The sequence below is a fragment of the Nonomuraea sp. NPDC049625 genome, assembly GCF_040675285.1.
GTDB lineage: Bacteria > Actinomycetota > Actinomycetes > Streptosporangiales > Streptosporangiaceae > Nonomuraea > Nonomuraea angiospora_A.
The window spans coordinates 287,193-303,744 of the sequence record NZ_JBFAOQ010000004.1 but is presented as its reverse complement, the minus strand read 5'-3'; the positions used below and the strand labels follow the sequence as shown (position 1 = coordinate 303,744).

General features: G+C 72.6%; 12 protein-coding genes. 6 read left to right on the top strand and 6 right to left on the bottom strand.

The features are described from left to right. Window positions 1–86 precede the first annotated feature (86 nt). Complete coding sequence (locus tag AB0J87_RS19770) at window positions 87–974, bottom strand: polysaccharide deacetylase family protein (protein WP_363967049.1); 888 nt, start codon at window positions 972–974, stop codon at window positions 87–89. A gap of 221 nt (window positions 975–1,195) precedes the next feature. Here AB0J87_RS19770 and AB0J87_RS19765 point away from each other — a divergent pair, with 221 nt between their 5' ends. Further along, window positions 1,196–4,453, top strand: a complete 3,258-nt coding sequence (locus AB0J87_RS19765) for a glucodextranase DOMON-like domain-containing protein (protein WP_363967047.1) — start codon at window positions 1,196–1,198, stop codon at window positions 4,451–4,453. A 66-nt stretch (window positions 4,454–4,519) separates the two neighbouring features. Here the strand turns inward: AB0J87_RS19765 and AB0J87_RS19760 are convergent, their stop codons facing one another. Together AB0J87_RS19760 and AB0J87_RS19755 are read right to left on the bottom strand one after the other, a co-directional pair. After that, entirely contained in the window at window positions 4,520–6,034 is a 1,515-nt protein-coding gene (locus tag AB0J87_RS19760; RefSeq protein ID WP_350736812.1) for a cytochrome b N-terminal domain-containing protein, read from the bottom strand. Window positions 6,035–6,099: 65 nt separating this feature from the next. After that, window positions 6,100–6,921: a hypothetical protein gene (locus tag AB0J87_RS19755; protein WP_363967045.1), complete on the bottom strand. Its 822-nt coding sequence runs from the start codon at window positions 6,919–6,921 to the stop codon at window positions 6,100–6,102. Window positions 6,922–7,020: 99 nt separating this feature from the next. Here AB0J87_RS19755 and AB0J87_RS19750 point away from each other — a divergent pair, with 99 nt between their 5' ends. Further along, window positions 7,021–8,211 (top strand): Ig-like domain-containing protein, encoded by a 1,191-nt coding sequence (locus AB0J87_RS19750; RefSeq protein WP_363967043.1) that lies wholly within the window; start codon window positions 7,021–7,023, stop codon window positions 8,209–8,211. A 203-nt stretch (window positions 8,212–8,414) separates the two neighbouring features. On the opposite strand, the gene AB0J87_RS19745 is transcribed toward AB0J87_RS19750, so the two are convergent. Further along, window positions 8,415–9,080 (bottom strand): response regulator transcription factor, encoded by a 666-nt coding sequence (locus AB0J87_RS19745; protein WP_355201456.1) that lies wholly within the window; start codon window positions 9,078–9,080, stop codon window positions 8,415–8,417. Window positions 9,081–9,145: 65 nt separating this feature from the next. Next, window positions 9,146–10,267 carry a sensor histidine kinase gene (locus AB0J87_RS19740; RefSeq protein WP_363967041.1) on the bottom strand — a complete coding sequence of 374 codons (1,122 nt, stop codon included), beginning with the start codon at window positions 10,265–10,267 and terminating at the stop codon, window positions 9,146–9,148. A gap of 197 nt (window positions 10,268–10,464) precedes the next feature. On the opposite strand from AB0J87_RS19740, the gene AB0J87_RS19735 reads away from it, so the two are divergent. The 3 genes from AB0J87_RS19735 (at window position 10,465) to AB0J87_RS19725 (ending at window position 13,322) form a co-directional block, all read left to right on the top strand. Further along, a complete protein-coding gene (locus tag AB0J87_RS19735; protein WP_363967039.1) occupies window positions 10,465–10,908 on the top strand; it encodes a hypothetical protein in 444 nt (147 codons plus the stop codon). Then, window positions 10,905–12,374, top strand: a complete 1,470-nt coding sequence (locus AB0J87_RS19730) for a multicopper oxidase domain-containing protein (protein ID WP_363967037.1) — start codon at window positions 10,905–10,907, stop codon at window positions 12,372–12,374. Before AB0J87_RS19735 ends, AB0J87_RS19730 begins: the two co-directional genes overlap by 4 nt. Window positions 12,375–12,446: 72 nt before the next feature. Beyond that, complete coding sequence (locus tag AB0J87_RS19725; RefSeq protein ID WP_363967035.1) at window positions 12,447–13,322, top strand: fumarylacetoacetate hydrolase family protein; 876 nt, start codon at window positions 12,447–12,449, stop codon at window positions 13,320–13,322. 39 nt (window positions 13,323–13,361) lie between these two features. Here the strand turns inward: AB0J87_RS19725 and AB0J87_RS19720 are convergent, their stop codons facing one another. Continuing rightward, on the bottom strand, window positions 13,362–15,347 hold the full coding sequence (locus tag AB0J87_RS19720; RefSeq protein ID WP_363967033.1) for a glycosyl hydrolase family 28-related protein: 1,986 nt from the start codon (window positions 15,345–15,347) through the stop codon (window positions 13,362–13,364). Between the two features lie 161 nt (window positions 15,348–15,508). On the opposite strand from AB0J87_RS19720, the gene AB0J87_RS19715 reads away from it, so the two are divergent. Further along, a complete protein-coding gene (locus tag AB0J87_RS19715; RefSeq protein WP_363967031.1) occupies window positions 15,509–16,543 on the top strand; it encodes an ABC transporter ATP-binding protein in 1,035 nt (344 codons plus the stop codon). Window positions 16,544–16,552 lie beyond the last annotated feature (9 nt).

Sequence of the window (16,552 nt, the reverse complement as noted above, 5' to 3'; positions counted from 1 at the left end):
TGGTCGGCGCCTAAGCGCGATCACCGCTCACACCCGGAGATACGCGGAGGATGCGAGAAGAGTTCACGCTTGGCCGGAAGGATCGATCAGTGCAGGTCAGGCGGGGCGGCATTGAAGACGAGGCGCGGCGGGTGGCCGCCGAACAGCTGGCTGACGGTGACGAACCGGTAGCCGCGCCCGGCCAGCTTCCGCAGCACGCGCGGGATGGCCCGCACGGTCGTCGGGTGGATGTCGTGGAACAGGATGACGCTGCCGGGCCGCACCGACCTGAGCGCCCGGCGGGCCACCGTGGCGCTGCTGCGGTAGCGCCAGTCCAGGGTGTCCACGCTCCACAGCACCATGGGTCGGCCGGTCTGGCGGCGCACGGTGGCGTTGATCGCCCCGTACGGCGGGCGGACGAGCCCGGGCACGATGCCGGTGATCGCCCTGATCGCCTGGTCGGTGCGGCCCAGCTGGGAGCGCACCCGGGCGGGCGACAGTCTCGTCAGGTCGGGGTGCGACCAGGTGTGGTTGCCGATCTCGTGCCCGGCCGCGACGGTGCGGCGCAGGACTCTGGGGTACGTCACGACGTTGCTGCCCACGACGAAGAACGTGGCCTGGGCGTGGTAGGCGGCCAGGTAGGCCAGCAGCGTGTCGGTGTAGGGGCCGGGGCCGTCGTCGAACGTGAGCGCCACGCACTTGACGCGGCGGCAGTCCACGCGGGGCCGCGGCCGCGGCCGGACCTCGGCCCTGTCGTCGGGGGCGGCCATCGCCACCACGCCCTGAGCTCCGGCCGCCGCCGCGCCCCACGCCTCGGATACCGCCGCGCTCGTGGCCGCGGCCGGTGGTGGAGCCGCGTGGGCGGCCTGGGAAGGCGCCGCCAGTGTGCTCGCGCCGCAGGTCATCGCCACCAGCACCGCAGTGGCGACCGTCCTGGCCGTCCCCCGCCTGGCCCCGCCCAGGAAGGGCGGGCATGACCTCGCACCGATGTCCATCGATCCCCCTCGCGCACCGCCCCCGGCGCGTCTCCCCATAGTGACGACCCCGGCGGGGATCGTTCCACTGAGTACGACAACCGCCGCCCACTCCTGGTTCGCCGGAGACCGCTTTCCAGATGACAGATGACGAAACCCGGCAGCGACCGACCCTATGGGCTTGACAGGGGGGTGGGGCTGGTCTTGTCTCTACCCATCGGGGGTCTGGAGGGGAGTCCCGCATGCCTGCGATCCGACGGTCCGTCCTTGCCCTGCTCGTCTCCGCCGCGCTGGTCGCCGTACCGCTCGATCCCGTCCTGGCCGCCGCTCCCGCGCCGGGCGCGCCCGGCACGCCGTCGCACTTCGGCCTGGCCCGCAAGGACTGCGTGGGCACGGCCACCGGCAGGACGTCCAAGGTCTGGTACACCGTCGCGGGCGGCGTCCTGTCCGACGTGTACGAGCCCACGATCGACAACACGAACGTCGAGACCATGCAGTTCGTCGTGACCGACGGCAGGACGTTCACCGAACTGCAGGCCCGCGACACCACGTACCAGGTGAGCACCGACCGCTCCGGCATGACCTGCACCGTCACCTCGGCGAGCAGGAGCGGCCGCTACCGCCTGACCACCACCTACGTCACCGACCCCGACCGCGACGCCGTGGTGGTGCGCACCCGGCTCCAGCCCGCAGGCCTGCGGCTGTACGTGCGGCTGGACGCGAGCGTGAACGGCAACGGCGGCGGCGGGCAGCCCAACGGCGGTCCCGACACCGGCGTGGTCGACGGCCCCACCGGCGCCCCCGTGATCTCCGACGAGAACACCGAGACCTCCGCCCCCGCCCGCGACTACGCCGTGCCCACCCACCTGGCACTGCGGGCCGAGCGGCGGCTGCCGCAGGCGAGCGTCGGCTACGCGGGCACGCCCGGCGACGGCGCCGCCCAGCTCGACGCCGCCCGCGAGCTCACCCCCTACACCGAGGCCCCCGCCGGCAACGTGGTCGCCACCGCCAGGCTGCCGATCGACGGGAGGGGCGAGGTGACGTTCGCGCTCGGGTTCGGGCGGACCAGGGCCGCGGCGCTGCGGACCGCGGGCGAGGCCGCCGCCCGGCCGTTCGAGAGCACCCGAGCCCGGTACGAGTCCGGCTGGGCCGCCTACGACGCGCGCCTGCGCAGGCCGCCGGGCGAGCACGCCGACCTCTACCGGCTGTCCGCGAACGTGCTCAAGGCCAGCGAGGACAAGACGTTCCCCGGCGCGGTCGTGGCGTCACTGGCCAGCCCCTGGGGGCAGGCGGTGGGCGCGGGCGAGCTCGTCGGCGGCAAGGCGGTCTACTTCGGCTCCTACCGCGAGGTGTTCGCCCGCGACCTGTACGAGGCGTTCACCGGCTTCCTCGCCGCCGGCGACGTGGCCACGGCCCGCGACACCGCCCGCTTCCTCCTGGAACGTCAGCAACTGCCCGACGGCCGGATGCCGCGCAACTCGCTGCTGAACGGCAAACTGGCGCCCGACTCCGGCGGCGACCAGCTCGACGAGACCGCGTACCCGATCCTGATGGCCTACCAGTCGGGGCTCACCGGGGTGTGGGAGCGCGTGCGGGCGGCGGCCGACTTCCTGGTGGCGCACGGGCCCGCGTTCGGCGTGGAGCGGTGGGAGGAGCAGTCGGGCCACTCGCCGTCCACGATCGCGGCCGAGATCGCCGGGCTCGTCGCGGCGGGCGAGCTGGCCGCCCGGGCCGGCGACCAGGCCAGGGCCCGGATCTACCGGGGCACGGCCGACCACTTCGCCCGCTCGGTCAAGTCGTGGACGGTCACGACCACCGGCCCGTACGCACCGCGCTACTTCCTGCGCCTGTCACGCGGCGGCGACCCGAACGCGGCCGCGTCGTACAACCTGGGCAACGGCGGCCCCACCGAGGACCAGCGGAGGGTGGTGGACGCGGGCTTCCTCGAGCTCACCCGGCTCGGCATCCTGCCCGCCGACGACCCCGACGTGCTGGCCAGCCTGCCGGTGGTGGACCGCGCGCTCAGGCGTACGACGGCGAGTGGCCCCGGCTGGTACCGCTACGGCTCCGACACCGCGGGCACCGAGGACGGCTACGGCGACTGCCACGAGCCCGACCCCACCTCGTGCGCGCCGTCGGGCCGCCCCTGGCCCACCGGCAACACGGGCTCCGGTCACCTGTGGCCGGTGCTGGCGGGCGAGCGGGCCGAGCAGGCGCTCCAGACCCATGACTCCGGCACGGCGGTCACGCTGCTGGCGGCCATGCGCGGCATGTCGTCGGGCACCGGACTGATCCCCGAGCAGGCGTGGGAGAACCCGGACCTGGCCGCCTCGCCGTACGGCGCCGACCCGGCCACCGCCTCGATCGGGTTCCGCGACGGCGGCCCGGCGGGCTCGGCGTCCCCGCTGACCTGGGCCCAGGCCCAGGTCGTCCGGCTCGTCCTGTCGCTCGGCTCCACCCGCCCCGTCGAGCAGCCGGACGTCGTACGGCTCCGCTATGCCGCCCGTGGCCTGCCCCAGGCGGCCCCGCTGACCGTCACCGCCCCGGCGGACGGCACGGCGGTCGCGGGCACGTCGGCGACCGTGGAGGGCAGCACGTCACCGGGGGCGCGGGTGGAGGTCGCGGCCACGCCCGTCGACACCGGCGCGCCCACCCGGGTCGTCTCCGTACGCGCCGGGCCGGACGGCGCCTTCACCACCCAGGCGCCGGTCTCGTTCGGCGAGGTCGTGCTCACCGTGACGGCCACCGCCCCCGATGGCCGCACCGCTTACGCCCGGCGCACGGTCGTCGGGGACATCGTGGGCGCCACGACCGTGCTCGACGTGGCCGACCCGGAAGGCGACGACAACGGGCCCGGCACGTACGCGTACCCGACCGCCGGGGACTTCCACGCCGGGGCGTTCGACCTGCGCAGGTTCCAGGTGATCACGGACGCGACGACCGTCTACCTGCGGGCCGAGCTGCGTGACCTCACCCCGACCTTCGGCAACCAGCTGGGCGCCCAGCTGCTGGACGTCTACGCGCAGGACCCGGCCGTGGCCACGCGGTCGGGCGACGCGGCGTTCCCGCAGCGCAACTACCGCCTGGGGGACGCCTGGTCGCAGCGGGTGGAGGTGCAGGGGTTCGCCGCCCCGGTCTGGGTGACGGCCGCGGGCGCGGCCCAGGCGGGCGCGGCCGTGCGCTCGTCCGGGACGACGCGGACCGTCACGGTTGCCCTGCCCAAGGCTGTCTTCGGGACGCCCGGCCCCGGGTGGCGCTTCGCCGTGGTGCTCACCGGGCAGGACGGCTTCAGCGCCGACCAGGCCAGGGGGTTCGCGGCGACGCCGCAGCCGTACCAGTTCGGGGTCTGCGCCGAGGGTGGTGCCGGGCCGCTGTGCTCGGTGGACCCCGGCACGGTGCCCAAGGCCCTCGACGTGCTCGTCCCGCCGGGGCGGTCCCAGGCGGACGTGCTCAACCCGCTCCTCGGCCCGGTCACGATCCCCGCCGTCGCCGTCCCGTGACGAATCCGCGGCGCCACCGCCCTCACGAATGGCGCCTGCGGCTGTCCCGAGGGCGAGCGAGCCTCGTCAGCGGGACCAGGAGCGCTGGACGGCGTCGTGGACGCGGCGGCGGGCCGGGGGAGGCACGTCGCCGTCGGCCGCCACCGGGAGCGCGGGCCGCGCGGGCGGCACGAGCACCGCGGACTCCTCGTCCGTGACCGGCCGTTCGATCTCGGTGAACGCGCCGTCCGCGCCGCGCACGATCACGCCGGTCTCCACCCCGTGCGCCACCGTGTGCCGGTCGCGCGCCAGCAGCCCGAGGCAGATCCGGCGGGCGATCACGAACCCCAGCACCGGCCCCGCGACCACCAGGACCCGGAAGATCCACGTCGTCGCGTACAGCGAGATGTGGAAGGTCGAGGAGAGCACGTCGTTGCCGCCGGCCAGCCAGAGCACGCCGTAGTAGACGATCCCCGCGACCCCGAGGCCCACCCGGGCCGGCGCCTCGCGCGGCCGGTCCAGCAGGTGGTGGATCGCGTGGTCCCGGGTGATCCACCGCTCCACGAACGGGTAGACCGCCAGCGCGGTGAACAGCAGGCCGGGCGCCCCCAGGGCCGGGATCAGCACGCTCATGGTCACCGTGTGCCCGAAGACCGTGAACTCCCACGGCGGCATGACCCGCAGCGCGCCCTCGAGGAAGCCCATGTACCAGTCGGGCTGCGAGCCGGCGCTGACCGTGCTGGGCGCGTACGGGCCGTACAGCCAGATGGGGTTGATCTGGAACACCGTGGCCAGCGCCGCCACCACCGCGAGCACCCACAGGAAGAACACCGTCGTCTTGGCCAGGAACGCCGGGAAGAACGGCGCGCCCCGCACCACCCCGTCGTTCAGCCCCTTGGCCCTGAACTGGGTGTGCGTCTGGCGCCACGTGAGCACCACCGCGTGCAGCGGCAGGAGCACGAGCAGCAGCCCGGGGATCAGCAGCACGTGCAGGCTGAACAGCCGGGAGATGATGTCCGCGCCGGGGAACTCGCCGCCGAACAGGAACATCGCCAGGTACGTCCCCACCAGCGGCACCGAGATCGTGACCCCGTGCAGGATGCGCAGCCCCGCGCCGGACAGCAGGTCGTCGGGGAGCGAATATCCGAACAGCCCGTTGAGCATCACCAGCCCGAACAGGGCCACGCCGATCAGCCAGTTCAGGTCGCGCGGCTTGCGGAAGGCGCCGGTGAAGAAGTTGCGCAGCAGGTGGATGACGATGGCGCCGAGGAAGACGAGCGTGGCCCAGTGGTGCATCTGCCGCATCAGCAGGCCGCCGCGCACCTCGAAGCTGATGTCCAGCGTGGAGGCGTACGCCTGGCTCATCTGGACCCCGCGCAGCGGCACGTAGGCGCCGTCGTAGACGACTTCCTCCATGGTCGGCTTGAAGAAGAACGTGAGGAAGACGCCCGTGAGCAGGACGATCACGAACGCGTACAGCGCGATCTCGCCCAGCAGGAACGTCCAGTGATCGGGAAAGACCTTCCGCATCGCCTTTTTCAGGAACCCGGCCCCGCCGATCCGATCGTCGAGCGCCTGGGCCAGTGAGCTGGCCTTCATCATCACCCCGCCTATGACTGGATGGGTACGTCACAGACAAGACGGAATAGGGCTGGGAAATGTGACAGTCAGGCGAAACGTTCTACGGTGACCGGAATCAGGCCCTGCTCGCGGATCGCCTGCCGGTGGTGGTCCAGCAGCGCCCCGAGCACGCCCGCCGGGCCGCTCCCGAGGCGTACGGTCACGTCCACGCACCACGCGATGCCCGCGCCGATCCTGCGCAGCTCCCACGCGAAGCCGTCGCCCGACGCCCGGCCCGCCACGCGCGGGTCGTCGGCGGGCTCCAGGCGCAGGGCCGCGCGGGCGTTCGCCAGCCCGTCCGCGTCGAAGTCGCCCGCGAACAGGATGCGGTAGCGGTGCGCGTCCGGCGACGAGCCCAGGTCGAGCGGGGCGGTCGTGGGCAGGGGCTGGCGCTGCCGGAAGAGCCCGCGCAGCCGCTCCTCCCCGGGCAGCTCGCCCCCGCCGAGCCGCGCGTACGCCTGCGCCGCCGCGCGCCGGCCCATCGGGGTCACCAGCGCGCGGAGCCGGGCGTCGGAGCGCAGCTCGCGGCTCAGGTCGGGGGAGGCGGACCACCTGCCGGCCTCCGGGCTCCACGCGGCGCTGTCGATGCCGGCGGCGGTGTAATCCTGGTGGAGGGCGAACTCCTCCACGAGGATCCCGTCGGGGCCGGAGATCAGGTAGTAGTCCATCCGCCCCATGATTGTCCGGGGCGGATGGCACGGCAATCTCACACGCGGCGGCTCTCCCTTCGCGACGAAGCCCCTGGGCCGGGTGGCCGGGTCGTCGATCACGGCTTTCACCGTCACCTGGCCGGAGTTCGGGGTCACGCTCACCCGGGGCCGGGCGTCGCCGTACCCGATCTTGGGCTGCGGCTGGAAGTCCGGGCGCACCGCATGTCCGCAGCCGTTCGGGGCAGAACTGGACCGGGCTATAGAAATACCGTCTAGTGTGAAATGTCCCTATTTGTCAGGTTGTGGGAGGCATTAGCGATGCGGAACGCCCGGACCGTACTCGTCGGCACCTTCGCCACGGCCCTGGTCCTGGCCGCCGGCTGCACCTCGGGTGGAGGCTCGGGCGGCGGCCCCGGCGCGCCCGGCACGTCGCAGGAGCAAGGACCGGTGGCCAAGCTGTCGATCACCCCCGCGAACGGCACGGAGAAGGTGGCCCCGGACGCCGGGGTCAGCGTCAAGGCCACCGACGGCAAGGTCACCAAGCTGACCGTCGCCGACGCCAAGGGGCGTGAGGTGCGCGGGACCCTCGGTGCGGACGGGACGTGGCACCCGACGTGGCCGTTGCGGCCCTCGACCGCGTACACGGTGAGCGCGCAGGCGACCGGCACGGACGGCAAGCCCGTCAGTGCGCAGGCCACGTTCACCACGCTCAAGCCGAAGCGGGTGCTGGAGAGCGGCATGTCCCCGCTGGACGGCGAGAAGGTCGGCGTCGGCATGCCCGTCCAGCTCCTGCTCTCGCAGCCCGTGACCGCCGAGAAGGACCGGGTCGCGGTCGAGAAGTCGCTGGTGGTGCGGATGTCGAAGCCGGTCGAGGGCGCGTGGAGCTGGGTGAGTGACCGCGAGGTCCAGTTCAGGCCGCGCGAGTACTGGCCGGTCGGCGAGAAGGTCACGGTGGTCGCGCACCTGGCCGGGCTGCGGGCGGGCCGGGACCTGTGGGGCACGAAGGACCGCAGCCTGGCGTTCACCGTCGGCGACGAGCACATCACCGAGGTCAGCAACGCCACCCACCAGGCGGTCGTGCGGGAGAACGGCAAGGTCGTCAAAACCATCCCGGTCAGCCTGGGCAAGCCCGGGGACGACAGCTATTCCGGCGTCATGATCGCCCAGGAGAAGGCCGCGTCGACCGTCATGGACTCGGCCACCATCGGCAAGCCGGGCGAATATCGCATCACCACCAAGTGGAACGTCCGGATGACCTACAGCGGCACGTTCTTCCACGCCGCCCCCTGGTCGACCGGCGCGCAGGGCAACAGCAACGTCAGCCACGGCTGCGTGAACGCCAGCCCGGCCAACGCCCGCTGGTTCTACGAGTTCACGCAGCGAGGCGACATCATCGAGGTCAAGGGGACGTCGCGGAAACTGCGCTTCGGCAACGGCCCGACGCCGTGGGCGAAGTCGTGGGACGACTGGCTGGCGGGCAGCGCCCTGGGCAAGCCGGTCAACAGCTAGTCGTCCTGGATCACCCTGTTACGTCACCATCCGGGCCGGGCATGGTCTGGGAGGCACACCGGAATTGTCATCGCCGTCGAGAGAAGGGCGTTGTGAACCTGCGTGCTGAATGACGGAATCGGACGGGTGATGGCCCGGCTTCCCGCCGTGGCCCTGTGGCTGCTGGTCTGGCTGTTGAACGCCTACGAGTTCCTGCTGACGATCTAGGCGCTCGTTCCCGGGACCACCAGGCCGGACTCGTACGCGACGACGACCAGCTGCGCCCTGTCGCGCACGCCGAGCTTGGTCATCGACCTGCTCACGTGGGTCTTGGCGGTGGCGCCGCTGATCACCAGGTGCTCGGCGATCTCCTCGTTGGACATGCCCCGGGCCACCAGGGCCACGATCTCGCGTTCGCGGTCGGTCAGGCGTTCGAGGCCGGGCGCGGGAGTGGGGCGGGGAGGGGTGCTGACGTACTCCTCGATGAGGCGGCGGGTCACCGAGGGCGACAGGAGCGCGTCGCCGCGGGCGGCCACCCGCACCGACTGGAGCAGGTCGCCGGGCTCGATGTCCTTGAGCAGGAAGCCGCTGGCCCCGGCCCGGAGCGCGGCGAAGACGTACTCGTCGAGCGCGTAGTTCGTGAGGATCACCACGCGGACGCCGTCGAGGTCGGGGGTGGCGCCTATCCTGCGGGTGGTCTGGATGCCGTCGAGCAGCGGCATGCGCACGTCGAGCAGGGCCACGTCCGGGAGCAGGCGTCTGGCCAGCTCCACGGCCTCCACGCCGTTGGCCGCCTCGCCGACCACGGTGATGTCGTCGGTGAGCTCCAGCAGCGCCCGGAACCCCGCACGGATCAGCGGCTGGTCGTCCGCCAGCAGAACCCTGATCACCGCAGGACCCGCGCCGCCGGCCGCTGTCACGTCGGGACCGTCACCGCCGCCCCCGTCGGACGCCGTCATGCCGGGACCCGGACGGGCAGCTCGGCGCGGACCGCGAAGCCGCCGTTCTCGTGGGGCCCCGCGGTGAGCGAGCCGCCGATGGCGACCGCGCGCTCGCGCATCCCGATCAACCCCATCCCCGGCCCGGCGGTGCCCGCCTCGCCGTCGTTCTCCACCCGCAGCACGATCCTGGACGGATCGTATTCGACCGCGACCGTGACCGTCGCGGCGCCCGCGTGGCGCAGCACGTTGGTCAGCGCCTCCTGCGCGATGCGGTACGCGGCCCGGTCCACCTCGGGCGGCAGCGCGTACGGCGTCCCGGCCACGGTGTGCGCCACCCGCAGCCCCGCCCCCTCGGCCCTGGAGACCAGGCGCGGCAGCCTGGACAGCCCCGCCTCCTCCGGCTCGCTCTGGCGCAGCACGCCCAGCGTGGCCCGCAGCTCGCGCATCGCCTCGTGCCCCGACTCCTTGATCGCGACCAGCGACTCCCTGGCCCGCGCCGGGTCGCGCTCCAGCAACTGCATGGCCACCGCCACCTGCACGTTGACCACGGAGATGCTGTGGGTGAGCGAGTCGTGCAGCTCCTGCGCGATCCACAGCCGCTCCTCGCCGGCCCGGCGCAGCGCCGCCTCCTCGCGGGTGCGCTCGGCCTCCTCGGCGCGCTGCTCCACCGCCCGCAGGTACGCGCGGCCCTGCCCGGTCAGCCGGCCGATCACCACCATGGCCACCAGCCACCCGCTCAGCAGCCCCATCCAGCTGCCCGGGGGCGGATCGTCCTCGCCGATCGCCATGAGCCCGTACATCCCCGCGGCCAGCGCCAGCGACAGCCAGATCGCCGCCTTGCGGCGGCCGAGCGAGGCCAGCGTGTAGATCGAGGCCAGCGCGGGCGCCGAGGTGAACACGCCCGGGTAGTGCAGCGCGTAGTAGACGACCCCGGCGGCCGCCGCGACCACGCCCGCCGCCAGCGGCGCGGCGCGCCGGAAGGCCAGCGTCAGCGACGCGACCACGATCAGCGTCAGGCCCATCGGGTCGAGGGGGCGCTCCAGCGGGCCGGTCCACGAGAGGTTCGCGTACGTCCCTCCCGTGATCGCCGCCAGGGCGGCCGCCGCGACGAGGGCGTCCGTTCTCCGGCTGTCCATGCTCACAAGGTAGGCGACCGGGCCCGGGCCGGTCGTCGCCCCACGGTTGTATGTTCGCGGCCCTGGTGCAGGCCCGGTGTCATCCCACGGTCGTACGTTCGCGGCCCCGGACGGGCGGCGTACTCCACGGGGCGTATGCCCGGAAGCCCTCCTGCGTGGGACGCGGCTCCAGGGGGCCTGCCTGGAGCATTCCGTGCATGACCGCATCACCCTCCCCTCGGCCCGGCTGGATCGTCTGGTCGCTGCGGGTGCTCGCCACCGGGCACCTGGCCGGAGTGCTCGGGCAGGCCGCGCTGGCCGGGCTCTTCGTCACCGGCGACGTCGACCTGCTGGCCTGGCACCAGAACAACGCCGGGTTCACGCACGGCCTGCTCTACCTGCAGCTGGTGGCCGCCGTCCTGCTGTGGCGGCCGGGGCGGGGGCCGGGTTGGCCGGCGCCGGCCAGTCTGGGCCTCGTGGCGCTGGAGACGGCGCAGGTGGCGCTGGGGCAGTGGCGGGTGCTGGGGCTGCACTTCCCGATCGGCATGGCGATCTTCGGGCTGTCCGCCGTCTTCACCGTCTGGACCTGGCGGGCGTTCCGCCGCGGCGCCGGTGCGAAGGTCTCACGCGGCGTCGGCGCGGACCGCCCGAGCGCCGCGTGAGCGCCCTGACCAGGCGGGGGTTCCTCGGGGTGCTGGGCGGGGCCGCGCTGGCCGCCGCCGGGTGCGCCGAGATCTCGGGAGAGCTGCTGCGCAGCCGGCTGACCCTGCCCCGGCCGTTCACCGTGCCGCTCCCGATCCCCGAGGTCGCCCGCCCGGTACGCCCCGGCCGCTACGAGGTGACGCAGCGGGCCGCGAGGATCGAGATCATCCCCGGCACCACCACCGAGGTCCTGGGCTACGGCGGGACCTTTCCAGGCCCCACGTTCGACCTGCGGCGCGGCAGCCGCGTCACGGTCGCCGTGCGCAACGAGCTGAGCGTGCCCACCTCCACCCACCTGCACGGCGGCGTCACCCCGCCCGGCTCCGACGGCTACCCGACCGACCTCGTGGCGCCCGGAGGCGGGACGAAGGACTACGACTACCCGCTGGAGCAGCGGGCCGCCACACTCTGGTACCACGACCACCGGATGGACTTCACGGGGCCGCAGGTGTGGCGGGGGCTGGCCGGGATGGCGCTGGTGCGCGACAAGGAGGAGGACGCGCTGCCGCTGCCCAGAGGGGAGCGGGAGCTGCCGCTGATGATCTGCGACCGGGCGTTCGACGAGGACGGCTCCTTCCGGTACCCGAGCCCGCCCGAGAGCGGTCACACCGGTCACATGGGCGGTCACATGGGCGGCCACATGGCCGCGGTCGACGGCGACTACATGGAAGGCGTCGAGGGGGACGTGATCCTCGTCAACGGGGCGCCCTGGCCGGTGGCCGAGGTGACGGCCACCCGCTACCGGCTGCGGCTGCTGAACGCCTCGAACGCCCGCCGCTACCGGCTCCGGCTCACGCCGGGCGGCCGGTTCACGCAGATCGGGAGCGACTCCGGCCTCCTGGCCGCGCCCGTCGCGCACGACGAGCTCCCGATCTCGCCGGGCGAGCGGTACGACGTGGTGGTCGACTTCTCGGCCTATCCCGTCGGCACCGCGGTCACCCTCGTCAACACCCTCGCCGACGGCCCCGCCCGGAACGTCATGCGGTTCGTCGTCGCCCGCCGGGCCGCCGACGACACCGCCGTACCGGCCGTGCTGTCCCGCCCGCCCGGTCGCGTGGCGCCCGTGACCACCCGCGGGTTCGACTTCCGCAGGTCGGCGGAGGGGGTCTGGACGATCAACGGCCGGCCCTACCGGCCCGGCGTCCCGCTGGCCCGCCCCCGGCTGGGCACCGCCGAGGTCTGGCGCCTGTCCAGCGACTTCCACCACCCCGTGCACGTCCACCTGGCCCACTTCCTGGTGCTGGCCAGGAACGGCCGGGCCCCCGCCGCCTCGGACGCGGGGTGGAAGGACACCGTGGACGTGCGCCCGTACGAGGTGGTGGACGTGCTCGCCCGCTTCGACGGCCACCGCGGCCGGTACATGCTCCACTGCCACAACCTGGAGCACGAGGACATGGCGATGATGGCCGATTTCGAGGTGATCTGACCCACCAGAAGCCTGCCCGGCCGGGTAGGGAAGACTCTCATCAGACTCGTCTGATGAGAATGAGGAGCAGGCATGCACATCGTACGGTTCGTCAGCCCTTTGACCGACGCTCCCGCGGTCGGCGTCGACGACGGCGAGCAGGTGGTGGAGCTGGCCGGCGTCACGACCGTGGCCGAGCTGCTGCGGCTCCCGGTCGAGGGGCTGCGCGAGCGGCTGGCGGGGGCCGACGGGCAGGGGCACCCGTCCGCGTCCGTGCGGCGGCTCACGCCGGTGGACGGGCTGATGGAGGTCTGGGCGGCCGGCGTGACGTACCGGCGCTCGCGCGAGGCGCGGGTGCTGGAGAGCGAGCGCGCCGCCGACGTGTACGAGCTGGTCTACGACGCCGAGCGCCCGGAGCTGTTCTTCAAGTCGGTGGCCTGGAAGGTCTCGGGTGACGGCGGGCGCATCGCGGTGCGGTCGGACTCCGAGATCGACGTGCCGGAGCCGGAGCTCGGCCTGGTGCTGAACACGGCCGGGGAGATCGTGGGTTACACGGTCGTCGACGACGTGAGCTCGCGCACCATCGAGGGCGTCAACCCGCTCTACCTGCCGCAGGCCAAGATCTACCTGGGCGCGTGCGCGGTCGGCCCGGCGATCCGTCCCGTGTGGGAGGTCTCCGACCCGTACGCGCTGGACATCACGCTCACGATCGCCAGGGGCGGCGAGACGGTGTGGGACGGCAAGGCGTCCACGTCGGGCCTGCACCGGCGCCTCGACGAGCTGGCGGGCTACCTGTTCCGCGCCGACTCCTTCCCCGACGGCGCCGTGCTGGCCACCGGCACCAGCCTGGTGCCCGACCTGCCGTTCACGCTGCAGGACGGCGACACGGTGTCGATCGGCATCGCCGAGATCGGCATCCTGACGACCACCGTGGTCAGGGGCCTGGAGGCCATGCACCGGCAGGTGTGAGCCCCCGGCGGGGCCGGCGCGGCGAGCGCGCCGGCCCGGTCACCAGGGAGACGGAGGCGGGGGCGCCACGACCGGCGGACGGTCGTCGCAGGTGATGGTGTTCGGCAGGAGCCACGGCGCCAGCCAGGGCCCCGCCGCGCCGCCACCGTCGTTCCCGCCGAGATCGGTCAGGGCGAACTCCGAGCCCGCAGGCGGGAAGCCGAACGAGCCGCAGTTGTTCACCCCGACCGCGCCGACGTTCCGCGCGTCCACGTTCTCGAACGTCGCCGACCCCTTCACCCGCGCGCTCACCACCGACGTCCCGGTCCCGTCGACCCGGATGTCCTTGAAGTGCACGTTCGTGATCGAGTACAGGTCCTTCACCGACCACTCGCTCACCAGCATGATCGCGTTGTACGTGTTGTCCAGGAAGTCGTTGCCGACCACCTGGACGTCCGCGGAGATGTCCCTCTCCAGCGCGTAGAACCAGATGGCCCCGAGCCCGATGTTCCAGTTCAGCTCGTACGTCCCGGACCTGACCGTGGTGTTACCGGTGATCAGCAGCCGCCCGGTGAACGGCTCGGCGCCGAAGCGGGAGCCGACCTGGATGGCGCTGCCCTCCCTGACCGGGTCGGCCACGAGGTTGTTCGAGATCGTGTTGTCCCTGCCGCCGTAGACGGCGATGCCGTTGGCGAGCACGGGCGTCTGGACGGTGTTGTGGTCGAACGTGTTGCCGCTGTCGGCGCTCTTCTCCGACCACATGGCCAGCGCGTCGTCGCCGCTGTTGCGGATGAAGTTGTTCGACACGACGGAGCCGGTGACGCCGGTGTGGAAGTTCACGGCGTCGGCGATCTGGTCGACGATCACGTTGTTCGTGATCCGCACGTTCGTCATCGGCCCGTCGAACCACATGCCGACCTTGGTGTGCCGGATGTGCAGGCCGTCGATGGTGGAATCGCTCATCGCGCCGCCGATCGCGTTCACCTGGTCGGTGTCGACGCGCTCCCGCACGTCCCCCTCGATGGCGAACCCCGACAGGTGCACGTTCGTGCTGCCGCCGGGCTTGCCGTAGAAGCCGACGCCCGTGTGCACCGAGCCGTCCGGCGCCGGGCTCCCGAGCGGGACCTCATGGCCCTTGATGATCGTGTACCAGTTCCCCGCGCCCGTGATGGTCACGTCGTCCACGATGATGTGCCGGTTCACCTGGTACGTGCCCGGCGGGACGTACACCTCCAGCCGCTTGCGCTTGGCGAAGGCGATGGCCCGGTCGAACGCGTCCGACGACTCGCGCCGTCCGGACGGGTCGGCCCCGAACGCCACCACATCGGCCGCCGCGAGCCTGACCCGCGGCGGTCCCACGAGCTGGGAGTCCAGCAGGTCGATGACCGTCCACGCGGCGGCGCTCCCCGCGGGGGCCGTGAGGCGTACCCGGTCGCCCGCGCGGTACGTGCGGCCGAGCAGCAGGCGCTGCTCGTCGTAGAAGTGGTTCGGGCGGAACGGCTTCGCGATCACGGGCGGCGGCGTCGTGGCGCTCGGCACGCACGAGCACTCGGTGATCCACCAGTCGGGGTGCAGCAGGCCGGCGCCGGGGTCGTTGGAGAACGGGTACTGGTTGTACAGCCACGCGTACTGGGACGTCAGCGTCATGGTCCGGCGGCCCTTGCCGTTGACCGTGACGTCGAGCGGCGCGGTGATGCCGCCCCCGCCGGGCGCGTCGGGGATGCTGTAGCGGACGGTGATCGCGTCGGCCGCGCGCGGCAGCGTGAACTCCACGTGCTGCCCCGGCGCCAGCCGCACCGCCTTCCGGCCCGACGCCTCCGCGGGCAGCGTGTACGCGCCGCGGTCGGGGCCGATGACCGTGCCGTTCGTGACGGCGTTCTCCGCCTCCTGCTCCAGGAAGTCCACGGCGGCGCCCCGCCCCGCGACGAGCGCCGGATCGAGGGCCGCCCGCGTCACGACGGGGGCGGGGCCGGAAGAGGCGTGGGCCGGGGAGACGGAGAGGGCCGTCGCGGCCGCGCATAAGACAGCCAGAACCGTGCGTGGCATCCGGTGCTCGTTTCTCTCGGGGGTGAGGCGACAGTAGGCGTCCGCACACCGATACACAAGATGTTGTGAAGTAGTTTCGCGAATCTGATGATTTCTTGCGTGAACTTGCGTTCTGTTGCGGACCATGGCTTTGTCCGGGATGCGCATTTATGTTCATGAATATGAGCGAGACGGCCGTCGGGCTACGCGGGCTGCGCAAGGAGTTCGGACCCGTCACGGCCGTCGACGGCATCGACCTGGACGTACGCGACGGGGAGTTCTTCGCCATGCTCGGGCCGTCCGGCTCGGGCAAGACCACCGTGCTGCGGATGATCGCCGGATTCGAGGCGCCGACGGCGGGCCGCGTCGAGCTGGACGGCAGGGACGTGACCCGCCTGGCCCCGTTCGAGCGGGACGTCAACACCGTCTTCCAGGACTACGCGCTCTTCCCCCACATGAACGTGCTGGCCAACGTCGAGTACGGGCTGCGCGTGAAGAGGGTGCCGCGGGCCGAGCGGCGCGAGCGGGCACGGGACGCGCTGCGCTCCGTACGCCTGGAGGGCTTCGAGGACCGGCGCCCGGCCCAGCTCTCCGGCGGCCAGCGGCAGCGTGTCGCGCTCGCCCGCGCGCTGGTCAACCGCCCGCGCGTGCTGCTGCTGGACGAGCCGCTCGGCGCGCTCGACCTCAAGCTGCGCGAGGAGATGCAGGTCGAGCTGAAGGAGCTGCAGCGCGAGGTCGGCATCACCTTCCTGTTCGTCACGCACGACCAGGAGGAGGCGTTGACGATGAGCGACCGGGTGGCCGTGTTCGACCGGGGCAGGATCGAGCAGGTCGGCACGCCGGCCGAGGTCTACGAGCGGCCCGCCACCGAGTTCGTGGCCGGGTTCGTGGGCACCTCCAACCTCATCTCCGGCGCCGCGGCCGAGAAGGTGCTCGGCCGCGCGGGCACCTACAGCATCCGCCCCGAGAAGCTGCGCGTCTCCCTCGACGGCGCCCCGGACGCCGGTCCGGGGGAGCAGTCGGCCGCGGGCACGATCGCGGAGATCGTGTACGCCGGCGCCGCCACCAGGTTCGTCGTGGACCTCGATGCCGGCGGCAGGCTGATCGCGCTCCAGCAGAACCTCCAGGTCTCGTCCATGGACGTGACGGGCCTGCGAGGTGCCCGCGTCCGGCTCGTGTGGCAGCGGCGGCACGAGTTCGCGATCACGTCCAGGTAAGGAGAGGAC

Bases quoted from the DNA above. Each gene is read 5' to 3' on its own strand.
- AB0J87_RS19770 (WP_363967049.1), bottom strand. From the start codon at position 974: ATGGACATCGGTGCGAGGTCATGCCCGCCCTTCCTGGGCGGGGCCAGG.
- AB0J87_RS19765 (WP_363967047.1), top strand. From the start codon at position 1,196: ATGCCTGCGATCCGACGGTCCGTCCTTGCCCTGCTCGTCTCCGCCGCG.
- AB0J87_RS19760 (WP_350736812.1), bottom strand. From the start codon at position 6,034: ATGATGAAGGCCAGCTCACTGGCCCAGGCGCTCGACGATCGGATCGGC.
- AB0J87_RS19750 (WP_363967043.1), top strand. From the start codon at position 7,021: ATGCGGAACGCCCGGACCGTACTCGTCGGCACCTTCGCCACGGCCCTG.
- AB0J87_RS19740 (WP_363967041.1), bottom strand. From the start codon at position 10,267: ATGGACAGCCGGAGAACGGACGCCCTCGTCGCGGCGGCCGCCCTGGCG.
- AB0J87_RS19735 (WP_363967039.1), top strand. From the start codon at position 10,465: ATGACCGCATCACCCTCCCCTCGGCCCGGCTGGATCGTCTGGTCGCTG.
- AB0J87_RS19725 (WP_363967035.1), top strand. From the start codon at position 12,447: ATGCACATCGTACGGTTCGTCAGCCCTTTGACCGACGCTCCCGCGGTC.
- AB0J87_RS19720 (WP_363967033.1), bottom strand. From the start codon at position 15,347: ATGCCACGCACGGTTCTGGCTGTCTTATGCGCGGCCGCGACGGCCCTC.
- AB0J87_RS19715 (WP_363967031.1), top strand. From the start codon at position 15,509: ATGAGCGAGACGGCCGTCGGGCTACGCGGGCTGCGCAAGGAGTTCGGA.